The 23,280-nt window shown below is 71.9% G+C and carries 20 protein-coding genes; 6 read left to right on the top strand and 14 right to left on the bottom strand.

Annotation, left to right across the window (positions count from 1 at the left end):
* Positions 1–18: 18 nt before the first annotated feature.
* Genes KV100_RS05880 through deoC form a run of 4 tightly spaced genes read right to left on the bottom strand, consistent with a single transcriptional unit; the run spans position 19 to position 3,926 of the window.
* Positions 19–636, bottom strand: a complete 618-nt coding sequence (locus KV100_RS05880) for an ATP-binding protein (RefSeq protein WP_308290210.1) — start codon at positions 634–636, stop codon at positions 19–21.
* Positions 633–1,493: an aldehyde dehydrogenase family protein gene (locus KV100_RS05875; RefSeq protein WP_220341934.1), complete on the bottom strand. Its 861-nt coding sequence runs from the start codon at positions 1,491–1,493 to the stop codon at positions 633–635. The genes KV100_RS05880 and KV100_RS05875 overlap by 4 nt, the downstream gene beginning before the upstream one ends.
* On the bottom strand, positions 1,490–2,968 hold the full coding sequence (locus KV100_RS05870) for an aldehyde dehydrogenase family protein (RefSeq protein WP_220341933.1): 1,479 nt from the start codon (positions 2,966–2,968) through the stop codon (positions 1,490–1,492). Before KV100_RS05870 ends, KV100_RS05875 begins: the two co-directional genes overlap by 4 nt.
* A gap of 7 nt (positions 2,969–2,975) precedes the next feature.
* Positions 2,976–3,926 (bottom strand): deoxyribose-phosphate aldolase, encoded by a 951-nt coding sequence (gene deoC, locus KV100_RS05865; protein ID WP_220341932.1) that lies wholly within the window; start codon positions 3,924–3,926, stop codon positions 2,976–2,978.
* 60 nt (positions 3,927–3,986) lie between these two features.
* Between deoC and KV100_RS05860 the strand changes: the two genes are divergently transcribed.
* From KV100_RS05860 to KV100_RS05840, 5 genes are all read left to right on the top strand, one after another.
* The gene (locus tag KV100_RS05860) at positions 3,987–4,823 is read left to right on the top strand and encodes a universal stress protein (RefSeq protein ID WP_220341931.1); all 837 of its coding nucleotides are present in this window, start codon (positions 3,987–3,989) and stop codon (positions 4,821–4,823) included.
* A 354-nt stretch (positions 4,824–5,177) separates the two neighbouring features.
* Positions 5,178–6,155: a glycoside hydrolase family 25 protein gene (locus tag KV100_RS05855; RefSeq protein ID WP_220341930.1), complete on the top strand. Its 978-nt coding sequence runs from the start codon at positions 5,178–5,180 to the stop codon at positions 6,153–6,155.
* 119 nt (positions 6,156–6,274) lie between these two features.
* Positions 6,275–6,949 (top strand): PadR family transcriptional regulator, encoded by a 675-nt coding sequence (locus KV100_RS05850; RefSeq protein ID WP_220341929.1) that lies wholly within the window; start codon positions 6,275–6,277, stop codon positions 6,947–6,949.
* Positions 6,950–7,123: 174 nt separating this feature from the next.
* On the top strand, positions 7,124–8,182 hold the full coding sequence (locus tag KV100_RS05845) for an ATP-binding cassette domain-containing protein (RefSeq protein ID WP_220341928.1): 1,059 nt from the start codon (positions 7,124–7,126) through the stop codon (positions 8,180–8,182).
* Entirely contained in the window at positions 8,179–8,955 is a 777-nt protein-coding gene (locus KV100_RS05840) for an ABC transporter permease (RefSeq protein ID WP_220341927.1), read from the top strand. Before KV100_RS05845 ends, KV100_RS05840 begins: the two co-directional genes overlap by 4 nt.
* A gap of 9 nt (positions 8,956–8,964) precedes the next feature.
* Here KV100_RS05840 and KV100_RS05835 read toward each other — a convergent pair whose 3' ends face one another.
* Genes KV100_RS05835 through KV100_RS05820 form a run of 4 tightly spaced genes read right to left on the bottom strand, consistent with a single transcriptional unit; the run spans position 8,965 to position 14,228 of the window.
* The gene (locus tag KV100_RS05835; RefSeq protein ID WP_220341926.1) at positions 8,965–10,995 is read right to left on the bottom strand and encodes a phage holin family protein; all 2,031 of its coding nucleotides are present in this window, start codon (positions 10,993–10,995) and stop codon (positions 8,965–8,967) included.
* Between the two features lie 43 nt (positions 10,996–11,038).
* Positions 11,039–12,664 (bottom strand): phospho-sugar mutase, encoded by a 1,626-nt coding sequence (locus tag KV100_RS05830; protein WP_220341925.1) that lies wholly within the window; start codon positions 12,662–12,664, stop codon positions 11,039–11,041.
* Positions 12,664–13,455 carry an NAD(P)-dependent oxidoreductase gene (locus KV100_RS05825; RefSeq protein ID WP_220341924.1) on the bottom strand — a complete coding sequence of 264 codons (792 nt, stop codon included), beginning with the start codon at positions 13,453–13,455 and terminating at the stop codon, positions 12,664–12,666. The genes KV100_RS05830 and KV100_RS05825 overlap by 1 nt, the downstream gene beginning before the upstream one ends.
* Positions 13,455–14,228 carry a purine-nucleoside phosphorylase gene (locus tag KV100_RS05820; protein WP_220342525.1) on the bottom strand — a complete coding sequence of 258 codons (774 nt, stop codon included), beginning with the start codon at positions 14,226–14,228 and terminating at the stop codon, positions 13,455–13,457. The genes KV100_RS05825 and KV100_RS05820 overlap by 1 nt, the downstream gene beginning before the upstream one ends.
* 92 nt (positions 14,229–14,320) lie before the next feature.
* Between KV100_RS05820 and KV100_RS05815 the strand changes: the two genes are divergently transcribed.
* The gene (locus tag KV100_RS05815) at positions 14,321–14,917 is read left to right on the top strand and encodes a TetR/AcrR family transcriptional regulator (protein WP_220341923.1); all 597 of its coding nucleotides are present in this window, start codon (positions 14,321–14,323) and stop codon (positions 14,915–14,917) included.
* An 87-nt stretch (positions 14,918–15,004) separates the two neighbouring features.
* On the opposite strand, the gene KV100_RS05810 is transcribed toward KV100_RS05815, so the two are convergent.
* Genes KV100_RS05810 through KV100_RS05785 form a run of 6 tightly spaced genes read right to left on the bottom strand, consistent with a single transcriptional unit; the run spans position 15,005 to position 23,218 of the window.
* A complete protein-coding gene (locus KV100_RS05810) occupies positions 15,005–16,921 on the bottom strand; it encodes an Ig-like domain repeat protein (protein WP_220341922.1) in 1,917 nt (638 codons plus the stop codon).
* A 37-nt stretch (positions 16,922–16,958) separates the two neighbouring features.
* The gene (locus KV100_RS05805; RefSeq protein ID WP_220341921.1) at positions 16,959–19,103 is read right to left on the bottom strand and encodes a hypothetical protein; all 2,145 of its coding nucleotides are present in this window, start codon (positions 19,101–19,103) and stop codon (positions 16,959–16,961) included.
* The gene (locus KV100_RS05800; protein ID WP_220341920.1) at positions 19,100–20,257 is read right to left on the bottom strand and encodes a hypothetical protein; all 1,158 of its coding nucleotides are present in this window, start codon (positions 20,255–20,257) and stop codon (positions 19,100–19,102) included. The genes KV100_RS05805 and KV100_RS05800 overlap by 4 nt, the downstream gene beginning before the upstream one ends.
* Complete coding sequence (locus KV100_RS05795; RefSeq protein ID WP_220341919.1) at positions 20,254–21,054, bottom strand: heme ABC transporter ATP-binding protein; 801 nt, start codon at positions 21,052–21,054, stop codon at positions 20,254–20,256. Before KV100_RS05795 ends, KV100_RS05800 begins: the two co-directional genes overlap by 4 nt.
* Positions 21,051–22,121: an iron ABC transporter permease gene (locus tag KV100_RS05790; RefSeq protein WP_220341918.1), complete on the bottom strand. Its 1,071-nt coding sequence runs from the start codon at positions 22,119–22,121 to the stop codon at positions 21,051–21,053. Before KV100_RS05790 ends, KV100_RS05795 begins: the two co-directional genes overlap by 4 nt.
* Positions 22,118–23,218 (bottom strand): ABC transporter substrate-binding protein, encoded by a 1,101-nt coding sequence (locus tag KV100_RS05785; protein ID WP_308291356.1) that lies wholly within the window; start codon positions 23,216–23,218, stop codon positions 22,118–22,120. Before KV100_RS05785 ends, KV100_RS05790 begins: the two co-directional genes overlap by 4 nt.
* Positions 23,219–23,280: the final 62 nt, after the last annotated feature.

Raw genomic sequence — 23,280 nt, 5'->3', positions numbered from 1 at the left:
TCACCCTCGTCGCCGCCGTCACCGTCGTGTGGCGGCGGCGACGATGTCGATGTGGCGCTCGGCCCGGCGTGGCGTCATCGGGCGGCAGCCGTGGTCGACCGCCTCCGCGACGACGGTCGGTTCCTCCCGCATGAGGTGCCAGCCGCGTCGGAGGAGAACGGGGAGCGGCTTGCGCTTCTCGCGCAGGTCGCGCACGAGCCGGAGGACGAACGTGATGACGCGGTGGTGCCGCACGCAGATGGCGTCGGCGAGGAGCCCGCGCCGCGCGAGCTCGGCGACGACCGCCTGGGCGAACAGCCCTTCGGCCACCACCGTTGTGGCGTCACCGAGAGCGACCGTGTGCCTCCCCGTCTGCCGGCTGAGGGCGATGTCGTACACAGGGACCTCGACCTCGCCGGTCGTGCACAGGCGCTCGAGGGCGTCGCACGCGGCGGCGGCGTCCCACGATCGGGCGTCGTCCCAGTCGACGACCTCGGTGTCGCCGAACGTGATGGTCGGCAGCAGCGGGTCGTCGCCCTCGCGGTAGAAGTCGTCGAGCCGGACCACGGGCAGGCCGCTGCGTTCGGCCACGCGGGACTTGCCGGAGCCTGACGGCCCGGTGAGGACCACGACCCCGGGGGAGCGGTGAGCGGTCACACGCCGACGGGGTGCCAGACGGTCTTCGTCTCGAGGAAGGCCGTCATCCGGGAGAGCGACGGCTCTGCAGCCCAGTCCGGCCTGCTCGGGCGTACGACGCGCTTCAGGTTGACGGCGGCCTCCGCCTCGAGGTCGGTGGCGAGCGAGGCGTCGTCGACGCCGGTGAGGTCGAGCCCGTTGACGTCCAGATGACCGGCGAGCCACGGGGCGACGTCCGCTGCGTCCGCAGTGAGGATGTTGACGACCCCACCGGGCACGTCGGACGTGGCGAGGACCTCGGAGAGCGTCACCGCCGGGAGCGGGCGGGCGTACGACGTCACGACCACCGCGGTGTTGCCGGAGACGATGACGGGAGCCAGCACGCTGACGAGCCCGAGGAGGCTGTCGTCCTGCGGCGCGACCACGACGACCACGCCCGTCGGCTCGGGGGACGACAGGTTGAAGTAGGGGCCGGCCACCTGGTTGGCGTTGCCGGTGACCTGCGCGAGCTTGTCGGCCCACCCTGCGTACCAGACCCACCGGTCGACCGCGGCGTCGACGACCTTCGAGGCCTGCTGGGTGTTGAGGCCCTCGGCCGAGACGACGTCGGACATGAACTGGTCGTGGCGACCCTCGATCATCTCGGCCACCCGATAGAGGATCTGTCCGCGGTTGTAGGGGGTGCGGGCGCTCCAGCCGCCGAAGGCCTTCCGGGCCGCACCGACCGCGTCTCGGCCGTCCTTGCGCGACGCCTTGGCGGCGTTGGCGAGGAAGCGTCCCTCGGTGTCGAGGACCTCGTAGGTGTGCCCCGACTCCGACCGCGGGAACGACCCGCCGATGTAGAGCTTGTAGGTCTTGCGCACGTCGAGCCGGCTCATGCGGTCTCGCCCTCCTGCAGGTATGCGGCGAGGCCCTGGCGGCCACCCTCGCGGCCGTAGCCGGACTCTTTGTAGCCGCCGAAGGGCGACGCCGGGTCGAACTTGTTGAACGTGTTGGCCCACACCACGCCGGCTCGCAGCCGGTCGGCGATGGCCAGGATGCGCGAGCCCTTGTCGGTCCACACTCCGGCCGAGAGGCCGTACGGGGTGTTGTTGGCCTTCGCGACCGCCTCGTCGGGTGTCCTGAAGCTGAGGACCGACAGCACGGGGCCGAAGATCTCCTCGCGCGCGATCCGGTGCGCCTGCGTGACGCCGGTGAACACCGTCGGTGCGTACCAGAAGCCGGAGCTCGGCAGCTCGCACGGTGGCGACCAGCGCTCGGCACCCTCGGCGTCACCCGCGTCGGCGAGCTCGGTGATGCGCTCGAGCTGCTCGCGCGAGTTGATCGCCCCGATGTCGGTGTTCTTGTCGAGCGGGTCGCCCACGCGCAGGGTCGCCATCCGGCGCTTGAGCCGTTCCATCACCTCGTCGTAGACGTTCTCCTGGACGAGCAGCCGCGACCCGGCACAGCAGACGTGGCCCTGGTTGAAGAAGATGCCCGAGACGATGCCCTCGATCGCCTGGTCCATCGGCGCGTCCTCGAAGACGATGTTGGCGGCCTTGCCGCCGAGCTCGAGGGTGAGTCGCTTGTTCGTGCCCGCGACCGCACGGGCGATCTGTCGACCCACGTCGGTGGAGCCGGTGAACGCGACCTTGTCGACGCCCGGGTGCGACACGAGCGTCTGACCGGTCGTTCCCGCGCCCGTCACGATGTTGACGACGCCCGGCGGGAGATCGGCCTGCTGGCAGATCTCGGCGAACAGCAGCGCGGTGAGGGGCGTCGTCTCGGCCGGCTTGAGGACGACGGTGTTGCCGGCGGCGAGGGCCGGCGCGATCTTCCAGCTGAGCATGAGCAGCGGGAAGTTCCACGGGATGACCTGTGCGGCGACGCCGAGCGGGCGCGGGTTGGCGCCGAGGCCGGCGTACGACAGCTTGTCGGCCCATCCCGCGTAGTAGAAGAACCACTGCGAGACCAGCGGGATGTCGACGTCGCGCGACTCGCGGATCGGCTTGCCGTTGTCGAGCGACTCGAGCACGGCCAGCTCTCGGCTCCGCTCGGCGAGGATGCGGGCGATCCGGTAGAGGTACTTCGCGCGCTCGCGGCCCGGCATCCGGGACCAGCCGGCGAACGCCCGCCGCGCGGCGTCCACGGCGAGGTCGACGTCGGCCTCGGTGGCCTCGGTGACCTCGGCGAGGACCTCTTCGGTGGCGGGGTTGACCGTCTTGAACGTACGGCCGTCGCTGCCCTCGGTGAACGCGCCGTCGATGAACAACCCGTACGAGGGCTGGAGGTCGACGACGGAGCGCGACTCGGGGGCGGGCGCGTAGTCGAGCCCGGTCGGGGGGACAACGGGGGGATCGGTGAACTCAGCCATCGGTGCCTCAGTCGATCGTCACGTAGTCGGGGCCGGAGTAGCGACCGGTCTTGAGCTTCTGTCGCTGCATCAGCAGGTCGTTCAGCAGGCTCGACGCGCCGAACCGGAACCAGGTCGGCGTCATCCAGTCGATCCCTGCGGTCTCGTTGACCGTCACGAGGTACTTGATCGCGTCTTTGGTGGTGCGGATCCCGCCGGCGGGCTTCACGCCCACTTGGCGGCCGAAGGCGTCGCGGTAGTCGCGGACCGCCTCGAGCATCAACAGGGTGACCGGCAGCGTGGCGGCCGGGGAGACCTTGCCCGTGCTCGTCTTGATGAAGTCGGCGCCGGCCAGCATCGCCAGCCACGACGCCTTGCGGACGTTGTCGTACGTCGCGAGCTCGCCGGTCTCCAGGATGACCTTGAGGTGGGCGTGGGTGCCGTCGGGGCGCTCGCACGCGGCGCGGATCGCGACGATCTCCTCGTAGACCTTCTGCAGGTCGCCGGCGAGGAAGGCGCCCCTGTCGATGACCATGTCGATCTCGCTCGCGCCGGCAGCGACGGCGTACTCGGTGTCGATCACCTTCACCTCCAGCGGTGCGCGGCCGGAGGGGAACGCGGTCGCGACGCTGGCCACGCCGACAGGGGCGTCGCCGAGGGCCTCGCGCGCTGTGCCGACGAGGTCGGGATAGACGCAGACGGCGGCGACACGGGGGCAGGTCGGGTCGGAGGGGTCCGGACGCAGCGCCTTGGCGGCGAGGGAGCGGACCTTGCCGGGGGTGTCGGAGCCCTCGAGGGTGGTCAGGTCGACCATCGAGATCGCGAGGTCGATCGCGGTGCGCTTGGCGTCCTTCTTGATCGATCGGGTCGCGAGCGCGGCGGCGCGTGCCTCCAGTCCGACCTGGTCGACGCCCGAGAGGTCGCCCAGCACGGTCCGGACGTCAGCGGCGTTGCCGAGGTCGGTCGGTGTCGTGGTCACCCCGACAGTCTAGGCGGGGGCCTTGGGGCGCCGTCCCCGCGCTGCGGGCATGCTGGGGTCATGACTGACGCACACGCACCCGTCCTGGTCGGTATCGACGGTTCCGACGACAGCATCCGAGCACTCCGCTGGGGCATGCGGTACGCGCGAGCGGTGGGAGCGCCGGTGCGCGCAGTCGGCGTCCTCACCGACGACCTGGCGGCCTCCGAGGCCGCCGACGAGGTCGAGGAGAGCCTTCTCGCCGAGGCTCGCGCCCTCCTCGACGGTGACGGCGTGCCGTCGTACGAGGTCGAGACCCGCACCGGCAAGCCAGCCGAGCAGCTCGTCCGCTGCGCCGAGGAGTCCTCGGTGGTCGTGATGGGCAGCCGGGGGCACAGCACGCTCTCGGACCTCGTCGTGGGGTCGGTCAGCCAGCACGTCGCCCGGCAGTCCCCGCGCCCGGTCATCGTCGTCCGTGAGCAGGCGCAGGCTCAGGCGACCCGCGTCGTGGTGGGCACCGACGGCTCGGACGGCAGCCGCCCCGCCCTCGAGTGGGCCTTCGCGTATGCCGAGGCCGCGGGCGTCGAGCTCGCGGTGGTCTACGGGTTCCAGACGTCGGCGTCGAGCCCGGCGATCCTGTCCGGCTTCATTCCCACCACCGTGGGGGACGAGATCGCCGTCGCGGAGGACATGCTGAAGGACGTGGTGGCGCCGTACGCGGCTCGTTTCCCCGGCGTCGCGGTGACGCGAGAGGCGATCACCGTCCCGGCCTCGGTCGCGCTCGCGGAGGCCTCGGAGACCGCGGCGCTGGTCGTCGTCGGGTCCCGTGGCCGCGGGGCCTTCGAGGGCATGCTCCTGGGCTCGGTGAGCCAGGGCCTGCTGCACCGTGCGCGCTGCAGCGTGGCCGTCGTGCGCTGAGGGGTAACGAACGAGGACCAGGGATCGTGGCCGCCACCGGCCGCGATCCCTGGTCCCTTTGTCACACCCCAGAGTTCTTGTGTCCGGTTTGTCATGATATGTAGGCTTGACCCATTGGAGAACGGCCGAGGTTCTGGCCGTGTGTGCTGAGACCCCGGTCCCCCGACGGGTGGTGGTCGGCGCAGGATGACGACGATCCGCTCCTGACGTCCGGCGCCCGCCGGTCAATCCGTACGCCGTGACCCCCGGAGCGTACGAGCACCTCCGTAAATGCCGAGACCCCTCGGCTGCTCGTGCCTGTCTTCCCTGCTCCTCCGTGGTCGCGGAACCCCCGCCCCGGAACAGGAGAAGTCCATGGCGACCCATGTCCTCGCCCTCACGACTCGCCGCGCGATCACGATCGCCCTGGCAGTCATCACCGTGCTCGGCCTCACAGCCTTCGCGTCGCCCTCGACGGCCTCCGCCGCCATCGACGACTCGGCCCGCAAACAGGCCGTCCGCGGGATCGACGTCTCGGGTCACCAGCACCCCCGTGGCCGTGCGATCAACTTCCGCAAGGTCCGCAAGGCCGGCTACGGCTTCGCGTTCGTCAAGGCCACCGAAGGCCGCGGCTTCGTCAACGAGTACGCGAAGGTGGACGGCCGCGCCAGCGCCCGAGCCGGCCTCGCGACCGGCTTCTACCACTTCGCGCGACCGACGAGCTCCGCGCGTGCACAGGCTCGCCACTTCGTCCGGCAGGTGCGGCGGACCGATGTGAAGGCGCCGATGCTCGTGCTGGACCTCGAGGTCTCCGACGGCCGCTCGCCGGCCCACATCCGAGCGTGGACCAAGACCTGGCTCACCACCGTCGAACGGCTCAGCGGCCAGCGGCCGATCATCTACACCGGTCCCGGGTTCTGGTCGAGCAACGTGGGGGCGCGTCGCACGTTCGCGCGCTACCCCCTGTGGGTCGCCCATTACGGGACCAGGCTGCCGAAGGTGCCGTCCCCGTGGAACAAGTACGCGATCTGGCAGCACTCCAGCACCGGTCGCGTCCCGGGTGTCCCCGGTCGTGCTGACGTGAACATCGCTCCCCGCAAGGTGCTCAACGCGCTGGCTGCCGGGGAGACCCTTCCCGGGCGCGCCACGGCGCCGCCGGTGAGCCGCAGTGCGAAGCGCCCGGCAGCGGGCACGGCCAAGGCTCCCGCGCGTCAGCCCGCCGCCAAGAAGCCGGCTGCCACGAAGCCGGCGGCCAAGCCGCTCCCGGACTTCGTCCGGATGGCGCCGGTGCCGGACTTCCTCTCGCACGTCGGCCCGCACCTCGGGATCACGATCCCCTCGCAGGCCGACTGACGCTCGACCCGACCCTCGGCCCTCGACGGCCCTCTCGCTTCCCGGCGAGAGGGCCGTTGACGTCTTACTCCCGCAGTAATACTCTGAGTCGGGTACTCGATTTCGAGGAGAAGGTGGCCATGGCCGTACGCCGACCGTCCAACGCGCTCGCGCTGGCGGTGCTGTCGCTGCTGTCGGAGCGCCCGATGCATCCGTACGAGATGTCGAGCACACTGCGCCAGCGTCACAAGGAGGAGAGCATCCGTCTCAACTACGGCTCCCTCTACTCCGTCGTCGAGTCGCTGCAGAAGAAGGGCCTGATCTCCGCGCGCGAGACGGTGCGCGAGGGGCGACGCCCTGAGCGGACGGTGTACGAGATCACCCCAGACGGTCAGGTCATGATGACCGACTGGCTGAGCGAGCTCTTGAGCGAGCCGACGGCGCAGTTCACCGACTTCGAAGCGGCGCTGTCGCTCGTCGCGACGCTGCCACCGGAGGACGTCGTGCCGCTCCTCGAGCGCAGGCTCGCCGAGCTCGCCTTCCAGAGACGGGCGTACGAGGCGATCCGCGCGGCGGTCCCCGGCGGCTTCCCGCGGCTGTTCGTCGTCGAGAGCGACTACCAGCAAGCCCTGCGCGACGCCGAGCACGCGTTCGTCTCCGGCCTCCTCGCGGAGATCCGCGAGGGATCCTTCGGCGGGCTGGGCGTGTGGCGGCGCATGCACGAGCTGCGCGACGAGGGCCTCTCGCCCGACGAGACGCAGCAGCGGCTCGTCGAGGAGTTCCCCGAGCTGAGCAACCCGATGCCCGAGACCTGACCCACGACACCCGTACGCCGCACCCGCGGCCGTACGGACACAAGCGCGGTCCCCGACCGACTGGCATCGACCGGGGACCGTGACCATCGAGTCCGACGCTGACGCCGAGCCACGACGGCTGCACCTCAAGGCTACGGCACCAGCGGTGGACTCCTCACCTCAAGGAGCACCACCATGTCCACCACGACCGATCCTCGGTCGGCGATCACGGTCGCCGATCTGACGAAGACCTACCGTGCCCGGGACCGTGAGGTCCGGGCGCTCGACGGTGTCGGCTTCACCGTCGACGCCGGCACCGTCCTCGGACTTCTCGGCCCCAACGGCGCCGGCAAGTCGACCGTCGTCAAGATCCTCACCACCCTCTCCCAGGCCGACTCGGGGACCGCCACCGTGGCGGGCTACGACGTCCGTCGCGACGGACGGCACGTACGACGGGCGATCGGCTACGTGTCTCAGAGGCCCGGCTTCGACCCCCTCGGCACAGGCGTGGAGAACCTCGTCCTGTCCGGACGGATCTACGGCATGTCGCCACGAGCCAGCCGCGGACGCGCTGAGGAGCTGCTCGAGCGGTTCGGGCTCGCCGACGCGGGACGCCGTCTCGCCCGTACCTGGTCCGGTGGCATGCAGCGCAAGCTCGACGTCGCCATGAGCCTCGTGCACCGGCCCCACGTCCTGTTTCTCGACGAGCCCACCACCGGGCTGGATCCCGAGGCACGGGCCGACCTCTGGGCCGAGATCAGCCGTCTCGCCTCCGACGACGGGCTCACCGTCCTGCTCACGACCCACTACCTCGAGGAGGCCGACCACCTCGCCCAGCGGCTGGTGATCGTCGACCACGGTCGTGTGGTCGTCAGCGGGACGCCAGAGGCGTTGAAGCGCGGGCTGTCGGGGGACGCGATCGCGGTGGACCTCGCCGACCGCGACGATGCCGACCGCGCCGTCGGCATCCTCGGGAGACTCGGCGGCGTACGCGAGCTGACCCGCGACGTCGGCACGCTCCGCGCGAGGGTCGATGACGGTGCCGCCGCGCTCCCACCGGTGATGGCGGCACTCGACGCCGCCGGTCTCCGGCTCGCCGCCGTCACGGTGTCGAGGCCGTCGCTGGACGACGTCTACCTCCGCTACGCGGGGCGTTCCTTCGCCGCCGCTGCCGAGAGCGCCGCGTCGAGGCCTGACGGGACGGGGCCTGACGGGACGGGGCCTGACGGGACGAGCGCGGAGGTGGCGGCATGAGCACGTCGCTCGTGCACACGCGGCTGCTCACCGAGAGATCGCTGCGGACCTTCGCACGCCAGCCTGCGTATCTCGCGTTCACGCTCGTCCAGCCGCTGGTCTGGCTGCTGCTGTTCGGGCAGCTCTTCCGCAACGTCGTGGAGCTTCCCGGCTTCGGGTCCGACAACTACCTGACCTACCTCACTCCGGGAGTCGTCGTCATGACGGCGATGTTCTCCGCAGGCTGGGCAGGGACAGGGTTCATCGTGGCGATGGACCGAGGCGTGATGGACCGTGACCTCACCTCGCCGGTGAGCCGCGCGGCGCTGATGGCGGGTTCGCTGACCTCGCAGTCGGCCACCGTCGTCGTGCAGACGCTGATCGTGATGGTGGTGGGAGTGGTCGCGGGGGCACGGTTCGACGGCGGTCCGCTCGGGTGGATCGTCGTGGTGGCCGCCGCGGTCCTTCTCGGCTGTGTGTTCGCTGCCCTGTCGAACGCCGTCGCGCTGCTCGTCCGCCAGCAAGAGGCGCTGATCGGCATCTCACAGTTCCTCGTCCTGCCGCTGACCTTCCTGTCGTCGGTGATGCTCGCGCCGTCCCTGATGCCTGAGTGGGTCGCCGACGTGTCGCGGTTCAACCCGGTGGACTGGGCGGCAGTCGCGTCACGAGAGGCGCTGTCTGCCGCACCGGACTGGTCGGTCGTCGGAGGTCGGCTCGGCCTCCTGCTCGTGCTCGCCGTCGGGATGGCGTGCCTCGCGACACGGGCCTTCGGGAGCTATCGACGCTCCGTCTGACCGACGATCCTAGGCGCCGAGCTCCGTCCGCCAGTCCTGCAGCACCCGGTGGAGGGAGTCGGCGCCGAGGATCGAGGCGGGCGGGGCGCCGAGGTCGGCCGGTGCCAGCAGCACGGCCCGGTCCTGCCAGCCGCCCAGCCCGCCGTGGCTGCCCACCAGCTCCTCGAAGGCGTGGACGGCCCCGGTCGACACGTCACACGCACTGATCACGTAGAGGTCCGGGGCCACCGCACGATCCGCGGCGGGGAGCAACCGCTCGCACGCACCGGCGCCGTACGCTGCCAGCGGGTCGCACCCGCCGACCACGGCACCGGTGCGGAGCACGTGGAGGCCGTCGGGCCCGATCGCCACCGGGCCGTCGGCAGCAGTCATCGCGACCACGCACCCGATGGTCGGGCGGGCGACGAGCCCTGGCACCAGCCCCGGCCACCGCTCGTCGATCTCGTGCAGGAGAAGACGGCGCTCGGTACGGGCCTGGACCAGCCCGAGGTTGCCCGAGGCGAGCACCAGGAGGTCGCTGTCGGCGGCCGCGGCCGGTGCATTGTCGCCGTCGGCCACGGTACGGCCGGGCGGGACGCCGCCCGGGGTCGCGCCACTGTCCGCAACTACCGACGTCCGCTCGTCGAGCCGGGCGGCGGCACGCCGCGCCGCGCCCGAGCCGGCGCCAGTCTCGGCCATGTCCTCGGCGAGAGCACGCAGCCGGGCGTAGTCCTCGCCGGTCGTCTGCACCGCCTGCACCGAGCCCGACGTGAGCTCGGCGACGGTGTCTGCGAGCGTCACGCCGTCGGCCTGGAGAAACGTGTCGCCCTGGGACTGCCCGTGGTCGCTGACGACCACGATCCGATACCGGCGCGACGCCGTCTCGGCCACCGTCTCGAGCGTGGCGAGGACCGAGTCGAGCGCCGCGAGGACGGCGAGCGACTCCTGGCGGAACAGGCCGGCATGGTGAGCCACCTCGTCGTAGTCGACGTAGTCGACGTAGACGATCGGCGTCCCCCGCAGCATCTCCTGGGCTACCACGGCGGTGGAGAGGTCGCGGATGACGCCGTTGGTGACCGCCCGCAGCAGCGCGAACGCCCAGTCCCTCGTGATCCGCGGTCGCAGGTCGCGCCGGACCTGGCGCCTCGCCTGGGTGCGCTCGCGCACGATCTCGCCGACGGCGCGAAAGAGGCTGCGCGCGAACCCGTCGGGCCGTAGGAGGAACCACGCCACCGCCTCCCGGGTGATCGTCGTGCCGCGTGCGACGCGCAGGCGCGACAGCACCATCGCCGAGCGGTCGGCGCCGCCGCTGAACAGGTTGGACACCGAGACGCCACCGTCGGCCAGCAGCCCTGGTCCGGGCGCGCGGGCCTCGATGATCGCGGCGTCCGCCGGATGGTTCGCGGTGAGGACCCGCCCCAGCTCGCGGTCGTACCACCGGAAGGCCGGCACCGGCTCCACCGTCCCGTGCAGGATCCCGAGCTGGCTGGCCGGGGTCGTCGCCGGGACGGTCGGCCGCCACTCGTGGAGCGTGTGCGAGCCGTCGCGCAGCCAACGGTCGACGGTCGGGGCGTTGCCGGCGGCGAGCGCCCACGTGAGGACCGGGTAGGGCAGACCGTCGAGCTGGACCACCAGAAGGCCGTCGGGGAGTGGGCCGTCCGTACGCGGCCGGGACCGTCGACCGCGGCGCGCCAGTGAGACGGCGAACCCCTCGTCGGTTCCTGCCGTCCCCAGCCAGGCCAGCACCGAGCCGACCAACGCGGCCAGCCACGCACTGATGACAGGGGCCCACCACGACTCCACCTCGACACCCGGGACGACCGCGAGGGCGACGGCGACCACGAGTGCCTGGCCCACGACGGCGAGCGCGATCACGGCGAGCCATCCCACCCGTGCCGCGACGGCGACGAGCAACGGGTGCAGGACGAAGCCGATGAGACCGATCACCGCCGACGCGACGATGGGCGTCCACCAGGCGGTGAACCGGAGGTCGTCGAGCAGGACGTCGACGGCCACCAGGGTGACGGTGCCCGCCACCCAGGCGACGAGGAGCCGCGCCACGTCTCCTCTGCGAACGCGGAGGATCCTCGTCGGCGCGGCCACGTCAGATCCCCAGCGCCGCCGACAGGTCGCCACGGATCGCGTCGAGGCGGGCGGCCGCGGCGATACGTGCGGCGCCGGGCCCGTCAGGTGTGGGGACCACCACCTCGAGATAGCACTTCAGCTTGGGCTCGGTCCCCGACGGACGCACCACCACGCGCGCTCCCTCCGCGAGCACGAACCTCAACCCGACGGTCGGTGGAAGCGTGCGTGATCCGCGCTCCAGGTCGTCGACGCGCTCGACGTCGAAGCCGCCGAGCCTCGGCGGCGGCGCCTCGCGCAGGCGCGTCATGGCCGCGCCGATCAGGCTGAGGTCGTCCACGCGGACCGACAGCTGCGCGGTGGCGTGCAGGCCGAAGCGCTCGGCGATCTCGTTCAGACGGTCCACGAGGCTGCGTCCCTCGGCCCGGAGCTCGGCCGCCAGCTCGAGGATGCGGACCATCGCACTGATGCCGTCCTTGTCGCGGGCGATCTCAGGCGCCACCGCGTAGCCGAGCGCCTCCTCGTACCCGTAGGTCAGACCCGGCACGCGTCCGATCCACTTGAATCCGGTCAGGGTCTCGGCGTACGGCTGGTCGTACGCCGCCGCGAGTCGGCCGAGCAGGGACGAGGACACGATGGTGGTGGCGTACGTCCCCTCGACGCCGCGGCGCAGGAGGAAGTCGGCGAGGAGCACACCGACCTCGTCGCCGGTGAGCGCGTGCCATCCGTTCGCGGTCGGGACGGCGACGGCGCACCTGTCCGCGTCGGGATCGTTGGCGACGGCGAGGTCGGCGCCGGTCCGCTCGGCCAGGGCGAGCAGGAGGTCGGTGGCGCCCGGTTCCTCGGGGTTCGGGAAGGCCACCGTCGGGAAGTCTGGATCGGGGTCGGCCTGCTCGGCCACCACGTGGAGCGGAGTGAAACCGGCCGCCTCGACCGCACGCTCGGCGGTCACGCGGCCGACACCGTGCATCGGCGTGTAGGCGACGGTGAGCTCACGAGCCCCGGGGGCGGCAAGGGCTGCCACCGCCGCGACGTACGCGTCCTCGACCTCGCTCCCGAGCACCGCGTACGAGGTGTCTCGGGGGAGGGCGTCGACAGGGCCGACCGCCGCGATCGCCGCCGCGATGTCACGGTCGGCCGGGGCGACGATCTGGCTGCCGTCGCCGAGATAGACCTTGTAGCCGTTGTCCTGCGGAGGGTTGTGGGACGCGGTCACCATCACGCCGGCGTCGGCGCCGAGGTGCTGGATCGCGAAGGCCAGCACGGGTGTCGGCAGCGCCTCGGGCAGGAGGAGAGCACGGATGCCCATCGCCTGGGCGATCTCGCAGGTGTCGCGCGCAAACACGGCCGAGTTGTGCCGCCCGTCGAAGCCGACGACCAGCGCGGGGGACCCGCTCTCGGCCCGCGACAGGACGTACGCCGCCAACCCGGCGGCGGCCTGGGCGACGACCACGCGGTTCATCCGGGTCGGGCCGGCGCCGAGCGGCCCGCGCAGGCCGGCGGTGCCGAACTCGAGACGGCCGCCGAACCGTACGGCGAGCCCCGCCTCGTCACCCGCAGCGAGCAGGTCCTCCAGCTCGGCGCGCGTGTCCGGGTCAGGGTCCTGGTCGATCCAGGCGCGCACCTCGTCCTCGAGGGGGGTCGTCATCAGATCGCCTTCCCGAGCGGCATCACGGCGAAGGGTCCGCCTGCGTACGCGCCCTCGCCCTCGTCCTCGCTGCGCGCGCCGATCTGGTCGGCGTACGCCTCTGCGTCGTCGCGCGGCTCGTAGCCGAGACGTCGCCCGGCCTCCAGGTCCCACCAGGCGCGGGAGTTCGCGGAGATGCCGTAGACGGCGGCGAACCCCTCCACCGGGGCAGTGAGCGCGGCGTCGACGAGGCGGACCGCGTCGCCGTACGACAACCAGGTCGACAGCTCGCGCACGGTCGTCGGCTCGGGCAGGAACGAGCCGATGCGCAGCGCGACGGCGGCGATGCCGAAGCGGTCGGCGTACAGGCTGAGCAGGCCCTCGGCCGCGACCTTGGCGACACCGTAGAACGTGTCGGGCCGTGGGCGTGCGTCCGCGGCGAGCAGGTCCGTGCGCGGAGAGAGCCCGACCGCGTGGTTGCTGCTGGCGAAGACCATCCGCGGCACGCCCGCCTCGACCATCGCGTCGAGGAGCGCCGCGGTCGTGTGGGCGTGCGAGGCGAGCGACTCCGGCAGCGTCGCCTCGTCCGGGTGGCCCGCCAGGTGCACGACGGCGTCGACGTCCGACACGACACTCGCCGCGATCACCGGGTCCGTCACGTCACCGACCACGGCGCCCAGGGGCAGGAGCCCGGTCAGCTCCGTGTCGGCCTCGGCCCTGTCGACCCCGCGCAGGGCGTGCCCCTGCGAGGAGAGGCCGGAGACGACCGTCCGGCCGATCGCGCCGGACGAGCCGGTGACGAGGACGCGCATCAGATGCGGTCCACCACGCTGGCGAGAAGGTGCCCCATCGTCTCGGCCGACGCAGCCCCGGCGGCGAGGACCTCGTCGTGGTCGAGCGGCTCCGCGGAGACACCCGCAGCGAGGTTGGTCACGAGCGAGATGCCGAGCACCTCCAGATTGGCGGCACGGGCCGCGATCGCCTCGAGCGCCGTGGACATGCCGACGAGGTCGCCTCCGATGGCGCGCACCATGCCGATCTCGGCCGGCGTCTCGTAGTGCGGCCCGGGCACCTGGACGTAGACACCCTGGGCGAGCGTCGGGTCGACGTCGAGGCAGAGGGCGCGGAGCCGGGACGCGTAGAGGTCGGTCAGGTCGACGAAGTTCGCGCCGTGCAGCGGCGACGTCGCCGTCAGGTTGATGTGGTCGCTGATCAGGACGGGGGTGCCGGGCACCCACTCCTCGCGGAGCCCGCCGCACGCGTTGGTGAGGACCACCGCGCGGCAGCCCGCCGCCGCTGCGGTACGGACGCCGTGGGCGACCGCGTCGACGCCGTGGCCCTCGTAGAGGTGGGTGCGACCGAGGAAGACCAGCACCCGGGCGTCACCGACGCGGACCGAGCGGATCGTCCCGCCGTGCCCTGCGACCGAGGGCGCACGGAAGCCGGGAAGGTCGGTGGCGGGGATCTCGTGCTCGGGCTCACCGAGGATGTCGGCAGCGGGACGCCAGCCCGACCCCATCACGAGCGCGACGTCGTGGTCGCCTCCGGTGCGCTGGCGCAGCACCTCTGCGGCGGCGGTCGCCATCTCTTCGGGGGAACGGGGCTGGGGGCTCTCGGCTGCGACACTCACCTCGGTACATTAACCCAGCCTCACCGACACCCCGGTAGGTTGTCGGGGTGCCGAAGATCATCGGGGAGAGCCTGGCCGAGCACCGCGTCGAGACCCGACGTCGGGTGCTCAGCGCGTTCGGCGACCTCCTGACCGAGCGCGGCTACGATGCCGTGCGGCTCGCCGACGTGGCCACACGCGCCGAGATCGGGCGTACGGCGATCTACAACCATTTCGCCGACAAGGAAGCCGTCCTCCTCGCCTTCGCGATGGAGGAGACCGAACGCTACGTCGGGGCGATCCGTTCCGCGCTCGAGGACGTCGCCGATCCGGTCGGACGTCTGCGCACCTACGTCCGCATGCACGTGGCGCTCTCGCGGGAGATGCACATGGGTCTCGGACCGCAGCTGTACTCGGTCCTCTCGCGCGATGCGCTGCTCCACATGCGCGAGCACGTGATCGTCGTCGAGGACCTGCTCCGTGACGTGCTCGAGGACGGGATGGCGCAGGGAGCGTTCGTCGTCGACGACCTCCGAGCGACGACCGGGCTCGTCCTGGCCTGCCTGCAGAGCCGACAGGTCACGCACCCCGAGGCGTCCGAGCGTGACGCCGCGGTGGCGGTCACGGAGCGGTTCGTGCTCCGCGCCGTCGGTGTGGCCGCCTGACACCGCCCCGCCCCCCGCTGGCAAGAGGACCCGACGTCCCACCCGCTGCGGGGAGGAACGCCGAGTCCTGATGCCGGATGGCCGTCGTCAGCGCGTGACCTTCACCTTCACGGTCTTCTTCGAGCCCGAGTGGGTGCTGGTCGCGGCGAACGTCGCGGTGACCTTGTAGGTGCCCCTCTTCTTGAGCTTGGGCAGTGTCACGACGACCTTGCCGTTGCGCACTGTCGCGCGAACGGTCTTCTTGATGCCCTTGCCCTTGATGACGAGAGTCACCCGGCCCTTCGCCTTCGGCGTGCCCGAGACGGTGACCCTGGCCTTGCCGGCCTTCTTGCGGGTCGGCTTCTTCGTCACCTTCAGAGCGGTCCTGGTGGCGACCTTGGCGATCGACAGCGTACGGACGGCCGACGAGGACGACCTCACGACCGGAACGTTGCCCGACACGAAGCGGGCCGACAGGCGGTGAGCGCCGACCGTGAGGTTCTTCGGGAGTGTGAACGACACTCTGCCCGCGCCGACGGGACGGGTGCCCAGGACCCTGGTGCCGTCGAGCAGCTGGATCGAGCCCGTCAGAGCCCTGGATGCCCTCACGGTCACCGTCGCCGTGCCGGTACGGCCGTACGTGAGCTTCGTCGGGGCGGACAGCGTCGTCGTGGACGCGACCGCGGGCGCGAAGGTGATCGGGGTGAACGTCTCGTACAGCGTCTGCTGCGGACCGCCACCGGCGTACGTGTAGATGCCGAGGTTCGCGAGCTTGTCCTTGGACGCGTCGATCGCGGCCTTGGAGATCGAGAACGAGGTCGTGAAGGTCCCGTCGGGCTTCAGCTCGATCGCCCCGGCGGCCGGCCCGCCGATGGTGGCCATGTCCTCGGCGAGGACGGCCCACCTCTGCGTGATCGACTTGCGTGCGCTCGACGGCGCGCCCGCGCTCGGCCTCCACACGTCGGCGACGGTGCCGAGGACGACGTAGGCGCCGGTGGGCTTGCCTGCGAGCGGCGGGCGGGTGCCCGTGGCGAGCGACGGGTCGAAGCCGCTGCCCTTGACCGTGACCTGGTGGGTGCCGGTGTCCGGGATCGTGGTGCTGCTCACCGTCACCTTGGCCGGGCCGGGGAACGACACGGTGAGGGGGAGAGGAGTCTTGTTCTTGTCGACCGAACCGCCGGTGGAGTACCAGTACGCGGCCTGGCCCGTCGGCTCGACGAACGTCACGAACGACGAGGGCCACGATCCCCAGCCCGTGGTCGTACGGCTCTGCGGCACGGCGGTGCTCTCGTACTCCACGCCGGCGAAGTCAGGGGTGACCGTGATGCCGGCGGGCGTCACGTCGACTCCGGAGAACGTGGCGAGGGTGACTCTGGCGCTCTCGAGGTCGGTCCACACGGAGGTGTCGTCCTGCTTGGTCCCGTAGCCGTCCAGCGTCGCGGTGACCGTGCCGACGCCGTTGTCGACGCTCAGCGTGGGGTCGGAGACGTAGAAGAACGTCATGCCGGAGTAGCCCAGGACGGTGAAGTCGCCGCTCCAGGTGATCGTGGCGTCGTCCGCCGCGACATCGGCAGAGCCGGTGCCGCCCTTGATCGCCACGCGGTGGTCGCTGAAGGTGCTGCTGGTCGGGGGCGAGATCGACGCGCCGCTCGGGCTGGTCTTGAGGCCCGCCCACGTCGCGGTCGCGTATCCGCCGGCGACGGTCTTCTTCTGGATCTCGACGTTGCCGGCCCTGGCGCTCCAGCCGGCGGCCGCGCCGTTGCTCCACGAGGTCGCCGACGTCAGCGTCTGACCTCCCACACCCGGGTTGGCGATCTTGCCGGCCGAGAGCATGTTGGCGGTGCCCGGCGCGAATCCGGCGTTGTTGGCCTCGTTGGAGAGGCCCCAGGCGAACACAGCGCCGGCGACCGGCGTGGTGGCCGCCTGGGCGGGCGCGGCCATGGCGGCCAGCGAGCCCGCCGCGAGTGCCGTGGCGGCGGTGGCGGCGACGAGACGCCGCAACCGCCGGGGGAGGGACGTGGACATGGTGTTGCTTCCCTTCGTGTGGGTGAGGAGGTTCAGCTCAGGGGGTACGCGCGGTGAGGACTCGCGCGCCTGCGGTGACGGCCAGCGCCGCGACGACCAGACCGCCGCCGAGCCACCACGGCCAGGCCGGGGACGAGCCGCCGAGCGGTTGGGCGACGGGACGGATGCCTTCGGTGGTGCCGACGGGGACGGTGGCGCCGTGGACGGTGCCGGGTGTCGTGGCCGCAGCGGGGACCCCGCCGATCGGGACGGGACCGGCAGCGTGCCCGCCTGCGCCCGGCCCGCTCGCGGACGTGCTCGTCGTGCCTGTCGTACCCGTCGCCTGCGGGCCGCCGCCGCCCGACCCGCTCGTGGGGGCCGCCGCGGGACGGTCGGCGTCATAGCTCACGGTGATCGGCAGGGCGGCCTTGAACCGGTCCGTCGCGGCGCCGCTGGTGTACCAGTACGCCGCGGTGCCGACCCGCTCCTGGAACCGGACGAACGACGTGGGGAAGGCGCCCCACCCCGGCGTGCTCCGGTTCTGGGCGGCCGCACCGGCCGGAGGGTCGTACCGGACACCGGCGAAGCGCGGCGTGGTGCTGAACCCGCGCGCGTTCGAGAGGCTCGGGACGCGTGCGTCGGCGAGGCGGACCCTTTTCGGTGCGAGGGGCTCCCAGAGCGAGGCGTCCTCGCGGTCCGAGGCGTAGCCGCCGAGGGTGCCGTCGAGCCGCGCGGTGCCCGCGGTCACGGTGAGGACAGGGTCGGTGACGCTGAAGGTCGACAGCCCGCTGTAGAGCACCACCGTGAACGTGCCCGTCCAGCGGATCGTCGCGGTCTTCGTCGCGGGGTCGACCGTTCCCGTTCCGCCGTCGATGACGACGGTGTGGTTGCTGAGCAACCCGTTCGTCGCCGACCCGAGCGGGCGGCCGTCGGGGGTGGTGCCGAGGCCGGGCCACGTCGCGAGCCGGTGTCCTCCGCCGGCAGTCTGCTTCTCGATCCGGACGTTGCCGCGGCGGGCCGCCCAGTCGCCGGCGGCGACCGACGTGCCCCCTCGTCCTGGGTTGCGGATCGTGCCTGCGGAGAAGAAGTTGCGTGTGCCCGGGGCGAACGCCGAGTTGCTCATCTCGTCGCTGAGGCCCCACCGCAGCTGGGCGTCGGAGACCGTGAACGCCTTCGTGGCCGTGCCGCCGGGCCGTGGGGAGGGGGGCGGGGTGGTCGTCGGCGCGCCGCCCGGTGAGGGCGCGGGCGTGGCGGGCTCCGGGTCGACCGGGACCCCGGGGTCGTCCGGGTCGGAGGCGAGGGGATCGCCCAGCGACCACGCGAAGGTCACGGGCAGCGGGGGCTTGTTCGCGTCGATCGCACCGCCGGAGGTGTACCAGTACGAGGAGGTGCCGGTCTCGGCGAGCCACGCCACGAAGGAGGCGGGCCACGATCCCCAGCCGGGCACCGTGGTCAGCTGGTCGGAGGCACCGTTCTTCACACCCGCGTACGCCGGCGTGACGGTGACACCGCCCTCACCGATCTCGACCTCGGGGAACGTCGCGAGCGTGACCTTCTTCGGGGCCACGGTCTTCCAGACCGACTGGTCGTCGAGCGAGGAACCATAGCCGCTGAGCGTCGCGGTGAGCGTGCCGGAACCGTCCCGGCCGACGTTCAGCTGGGGGTCTGCGACATAGAAGAAGAGCATCCCGGAATAGAAGACGACCGAGAACGATCCCTTCCAGGACAGCGACGCCCGACCCGTCTGCGGGTCGGCCCAGCCGGCGCCGCCGGAGAGCACCACCTGGTGGTCGCTGAAGCTCCGGCTCGTGGGCGGGTTGATCGACCCGCCGGTGGGTGACGTCGTCAGTCCGCTCCAGGTCGCCGGTGCGTATGAGCCGCCGGCGGTCTGCTTCTCGATCGACACCGCGCCTGCCGAGGCCTTCCAGCCCGCAGCCCTGCCGTTGGTCCACTCTGCAGCGTTCTTGAGCGTCTGGCCGCCCGCTCTCGGGTTGCCGATCTTGCCGGCGGACAGGAAGTTGTACGTCCCCGGCGCGTACGCGGAGTTGTGGACCTCGTTCGACAGGCCCCAGCGCAGCGTGGCGCCGCTGACGGCGCGGGCCGTGGTCTCGCTCTCGCCCTCGGCATCGGCGGCGGCAGGGGCGAACGGCACCGTGAGCGCGACGAGCGCGACGGAGGCGAGCAGGGCGAGTCGGCGCATCATCGGGTCACCGTCGTGGGAGTCGGCGTGGTCGTCGTGGGGGGAGCCTGCACGCTCGGGGTCTGGGGAGCGCGTCGCGCGCGGCGCACCCGCAGCACGGCGGCGACGACCGCGACGAGCAGGAGGACGGCAGCCGCGGCGAGGAAGATCCACGCCGCTGCGGTCGGGTCCTCGTCCGCGACCGGCGCCGTGGCGTCGACGACCGGGGTGCCGGCGGCGACCGGGAAGGCGATCTCCGGCGCGGCGCCGCTGGCAGCACCGGTCAGCCGCAGGACGTGCGTGCCCGGCTGGATCGAGGCGGGGAGCTGGAGGACCCCGGCGACCTCGCCGGACTGCCCGGCCGCGAGCGGACCGACCGCGGCGACACCGTCGTCGAGGGTCGCGACGACCTGCTCGCCTGGCTGGAAGGACGTGCCGGTGAACGTCAGGACGCGACCGACCACGGCCGTGGCACGGTCGACGGCGACCGACGGCGTGCCCCTGCGGGCCGGTGCAGCCGGTGTCGTCGCTGCGGCCGGCGCCGGTGCCGCGGTGGGCGTCGTGCCACGCGGTGCCGACAGCGCGGCGTCGCCTCGGGTCGACGCGGCGAACCGCACCGGAGTGAAGGTCTCGTTGCGGGGGTTCTTGATGCCGTGGGCACCGATCGTGATCACGCCGCAGGTGACCGTGGTGCAGTCCACCATGACGGTCCTGCCCGCTCGGTCGACCGACGAGAAGCGGGCGCCCGGCAGGCTCACCGTGGTGGTGAAGCTGCCTGAGGCGCGGAGCGTGCCGTTCGCCGAGGAGGCCGTGTCGGAGCCGGGGAAGGCCAGGTAGCGCTGGTGGCCCTCGTTGTCGGCCGACTCGCTGTCGGGCACGTAGCGGTAGTCGTCACCTGTCGCGCCGCCGCGCGAGGGCTTCCAGGAACCGCCTCGGGGGTCGGAGACCCACCCGAACGCGACGTAGATGCCGCCGGCACCGCCCTTGATCGACTGGAACCCTCGGCCCTTGACGGTGAGCGTCGTGGGACCGTCGACCGCGGCGGTCGGCGTCCCGGCGGAGCTGGTGACGGTGACCTGGGGGGCCGCGTGGGCCGGGGCAGCGGTGAGCGCGAGCGCAGGCGCCGCGAGCGCGACAGTGGCGGCGCCGGCGAGCCTGCGTCGGAGCATGCTTCTCATCGGACGACCTCCTCGACGGATGTCCGCAGCGGGGTGATCACCAGGTCGCCCGTACGCGGATGGGTGAAGACGTCGACGGGGTGGCCGTAGACGTCGCTGAGCAGGTCGGGTCGGAGCACGTCTCCCGGCGCTCCGTCAGCGCGCACCCGACCGTCGGCGAGGATGCAGATCCGGTCGGCGTACGCGGCGGCGAGCGAGAGGTCGTGCAGCACGGCCACGACCGAGTGGCCCTCCCGAGCCAGCCGGCGCGCCTCGGTGAGCAACGCCTCCTGGTGCGCGATGTCGAGCGCCGCGGTCGGCTCGTCGAGCAGCACGACCGGCGCCTCCTGGGCCATCACGCGAGCGAACGACGTACGCCCCTTCTCTCCGCCAGAGAGCGTGGGGAACTTGCGCGTGGCGAGTCGCTCGACGTCGGCGCGCCGCATCGCGTCGGCGACGACCGCCTCGTCGGAGTCGGACTCGTCGCGCCCGTGCCACGGCGCGCGACCCATCGCGACCACCTCGGCCACGCTGAACGGGAAGGAGAGCCGGTGCTCCTGGAGCAGCACCGAACGTCGCCGGGAGAGCTCGCCGGCACGTCGCGAGGCGATCGGCTCCCCGTCGAGCAGGGCCTTGCCGCGTGAGAGCGCGACGTCACCGGAGAGGACCCCGAGGAGCGTCGACTTGCCGGCGCCGTTCGGGCCGACCAGCACGAGCAGCTCGCCGGGGCGGACGTCGAGGTCGATGTCACGAAGGATGGTGGCCTGCCCGTACGAGACGGAGCCGCCGAGCACCTGGAGCGTCGCGCGGGTCCTCATGCCCAGCCTCCCGCCGTACGACGGGTGCGGCGAAGGAGCCAGAAGAACATCGGGCCTCCGAGGAGCGACGTCAGCATGCCGATCGGCAGCTCGGCGTACGGGACGGCGGTTCGGGCGACCAGGTCGGCCGCGAGCAGCAGGACCGCGCCGCCGAGCACGCTGGCCGGCAGCAGCAGCCGGTGGCCGGGGCCGACCACCATGCGCATGAGGTGCGGGACGACCAGGCCGACGAACGCGATGATCCCGCAGAAGGCGACAGCAGCGGCGGTGAGGAGCGCGACCAGCGTGATGGCGACGAGGCGCAGCCGCTCGACGTCGACGCCGACGTGACGTGCCGCCCGGTCGCCCAGCGCCAGCAGGTCCAGCCTGCGGCTGAGCACGAAGGCGCCGGCGATGCCCACGAGGGCGAGCGGCGCCACGACGCCGACATACTGCCAACGGGTGCCGTTGAGGCTGCCGAGCTGCCAGAACACGATCTCCTCGCGCGCCTGGGTGTCGGCGAGGAACATCATCAGAGCCAGCAGCGCGCCGGTCACCGCGTTGACGGCGATGCCGGTGAGCACGAGGGTGACGACCTCTGTCCGGCCGTCGGAGCGTGAGAGAAGATAGACGGCCACGGTGGTGATCAGGCCGCCGACGAAGGCGAGCGCCGGCACGGTCCACGTCCCGAGCGCGGTGAGCCCGAAGACCATGGCGCACGCCGCGGCGACGGCGGCGCCCGAGGACACCCCGATCACGCCCGGCTCGGCGAGCGGGTTGCCGAAGACGCCCTGCATCAGCGCTCCGGCTGCTGCGAGCGCCGCGCCGACGAGGAGGGCCATCACGACGCGCGGGAAGCGGATGCTCCACAGCGCGGCGTCGCCCTGGGGGTGCGCGGGCATCGGGCCGGCGTCGATCCCGAGCCGGTGCAGGAACGAGCCGAGGACCTCGGCCGGCGGGATCGAGAGCTGGCCGGTCCCGGCCGAGAGGACGGCCAGCACCACGAGGGCGACCGACAGGGCAGTGAAGAGGACGAGCGTCGCGCTGAGACGGAACCTGACCGAGATCGTCGGGTCGACGACGGTCATCGCAGCGACTCCGGGGCGTACATCGCCACCGCGAGCGCGTTGAGCACGTCGGCGCTGCGGGGGCCGAAGCTCAGGATCTGGCTGTCCGGCATCGTGATGAAGCGGCGGTTCGAGCCGGCCGGGGTGTTGGCCAGCGACGGGTAGCGCTCGAGCAGGCCGTCCACGCCGCCGGCCGACTCCAGCCCCTTGGTCATCATGATGATGGCGTCGGGCTGCGCGGCGACGAGTCCTTCGTCGTTGAGCGGCTTCATCCCCTTCCACCCGATCTCCTCGGAGACGTCGTACGCCCCCGTGGCCGAGATCAGGGAGTCCGCGCCCGAGTCCTGGCCGAACATGTAGTAGACGCCGCTCTGCCCGCGCACATAGAGGAACACCGTCCGGAGCTTGTCCTGGACCGAGCTCGGTGCCTTCTCGTCGATGACCGCCCGGACGGCGGCCACCTCCTCGGCCGTCCTCTTCGCGAGCGCCGTGCCGGCGTCGCTGACGCCGAGCGCGGAGGCGACCTGGCCGACCAGGTCGGCGATGTTGTCGAGGTTGCGCGCGCTGTCGACGACCACGACCGGGACGCCGGCGTCGCGGACCTGCTCGATGACGTCCCACGGACCGAGCGAGGTGTCGGTGATGATCAGGTCGGGGGAGAGGTCGAGGATCGCCTCGCCGTTGAGCTCGTGCCCGTTGTGGGTGACGAGCGGGAGGTCCTTGGCCTGCGTGAACTGCGTCGAGAGATCGCGCCCGACGAGCGCGTCGCCGAGCCCCAGCTCGTACGTGATCTGCGCCAGCGTGCCGTACTGGTCGAGCGCCAGGACCCGCTCGGCGGTCTTCACGGTGACGCGGCTGCCCTGGCTGTCCTTGACGGTGACGGGGAGGCTCTGGGCCGGGTCCTCGACGATCGGCCTGGGCTCGTCGGCCCCGAGGTCGAGGTTGATCTCGCCGGAGAGGTCCTTCGCGGCGCCGGAGACATCGACGTCGCTGAGCCGCGGGATGGACGTCACGGCCTCGGGGCTCTCCGCCTCACCGCTCTGCGCAGGCCCGCACGCTGAGGCGAACGCCGTACAGACGCAGAGGAGGGCGACGATGAAGGGGCGGCGGCGTGGCACGACATGCTCCGATTCCGAGGGAAGCCTAACCTCGACGGAAAATAGCATAGGTAAGGCTTGCC

Source organism: Mumia sp. zg.B21, assembly GCF_019550855.1.
Lineage (GTDB): Bacteria > Actinomycetota > Actinomycetes > Propionibacteriales > Nocardioidaceae > Mumia.
Note: the sequence above shows the minus strand (reverse complement) of the source record. Positions and strands in the feature narration are given on the sequence as shown.

Bases quoted from the DNA above. Each gene is read 5' to 3' on its own strand.
- KV100_RS05875 (WP_220341934.1), bottom strand. From the start codon at position 1,493: ATGAGCCGGCTCGACGTGCGCAAGACCTACAAGCTCTACATCGGCGGG.
- KV100_RS05870 (WP_220341933.1), bottom strand. From the start codon at position 2,968: ATGGCTGAGTTCACCGATCCCCCCGTTGTCCCCCCGACCGGGCTCGAC.
- KV100_RS05860 (WP_220341931.1), top strand. From the start codon at position 3,987: ATGACTGACGCACACGCACCCGTCCTGGTCGGTATCGACGGTTCCGAC.
- KV100_RS05855 (WP_220341930.1), top strand. From the start codon at position 5,178: ATGGCGACCCATGTCCTCGCCCTCACGACTCGCCGCGCGATCACGATC.
- KV100_RS05850 (WP_220341929.1), top strand. From the start codon at position 6,275: ATGGCCGTACGCCGACCGTCCAACGCGCTCGCGCTGGCGGTGCTGTCG.
- KV100_RS05845 (WP_220341928.1), top strand. From the start codon at position 7,124: ATGTCCACCACGACCGATCCTCGGTCGGCGATCACGGTCGCCGATCTG.
- KV100_RS05840 (WP_220341927.1), top strand. From the start codon at position 8,179: ATGAGCACGTCGCTCGTGCACACGCGGCTGCTCACCGAGAGATCGCTG.
- KV100_RS05830 (WP_220341925.1), bottom strand. From the start codon at position 12,664: ATGACGACCCCCCTCGAGGACGAGGTGCGCGCCTGGATCGACCAGGAC.
- KV100_RS05825 (WP_220341924.1), bottom strand. From the start codon at position 13,455: ATGCGCGTCCTCGTCACCGGCTCGTCCGGCGCGATCGGCCGGACGGTC.
- KV100_RS05820 (WP_220342525.1), bottom strand. From the start codon at position 14,228: ATGGCGACCGCCGCCGCAGAGGTGCTGCGCCAGCGCACCGGAGGCGAC.
- KV100_RS05810 (WP_220341922.1), bottom strand. From the start codon at position 16,921: ATGTCCACGTCCCTCCCCCGGCGGTTGCGGCGTCTCGTCGCCGCCACC.
- KV100_RS05805 (WP_220341921.1), bottom strand. From the start codon at position 19,103: ATGATGCGCCGACTCGCCCTGCTCGCCTCCGTCGCGCTCGTCGCGCTC.
- KV100_RS05800 (WP_220341920.1), bottom strand. From the start codon at position 20,257: ATGAGAAGCATGCTCCGACGCAGGCTCGCCGGCGCCGCCACTGTCGCG.
- KV100_RS05795 (WP_220341919.1), bottom strand. From the start codon at position 21,054: ATGAGGACCCGCGCGACGCTCCAGGTGCTCGGCGGCTCCGTCTCGTAC.
- KV100_RS05790 (WP_220341918.1), bottom strand. From the start codon at position 22,121: ATGACCGTCGTCGACCCGACGATCTCGGTCAGGTTCCGTCTCAGCGCG.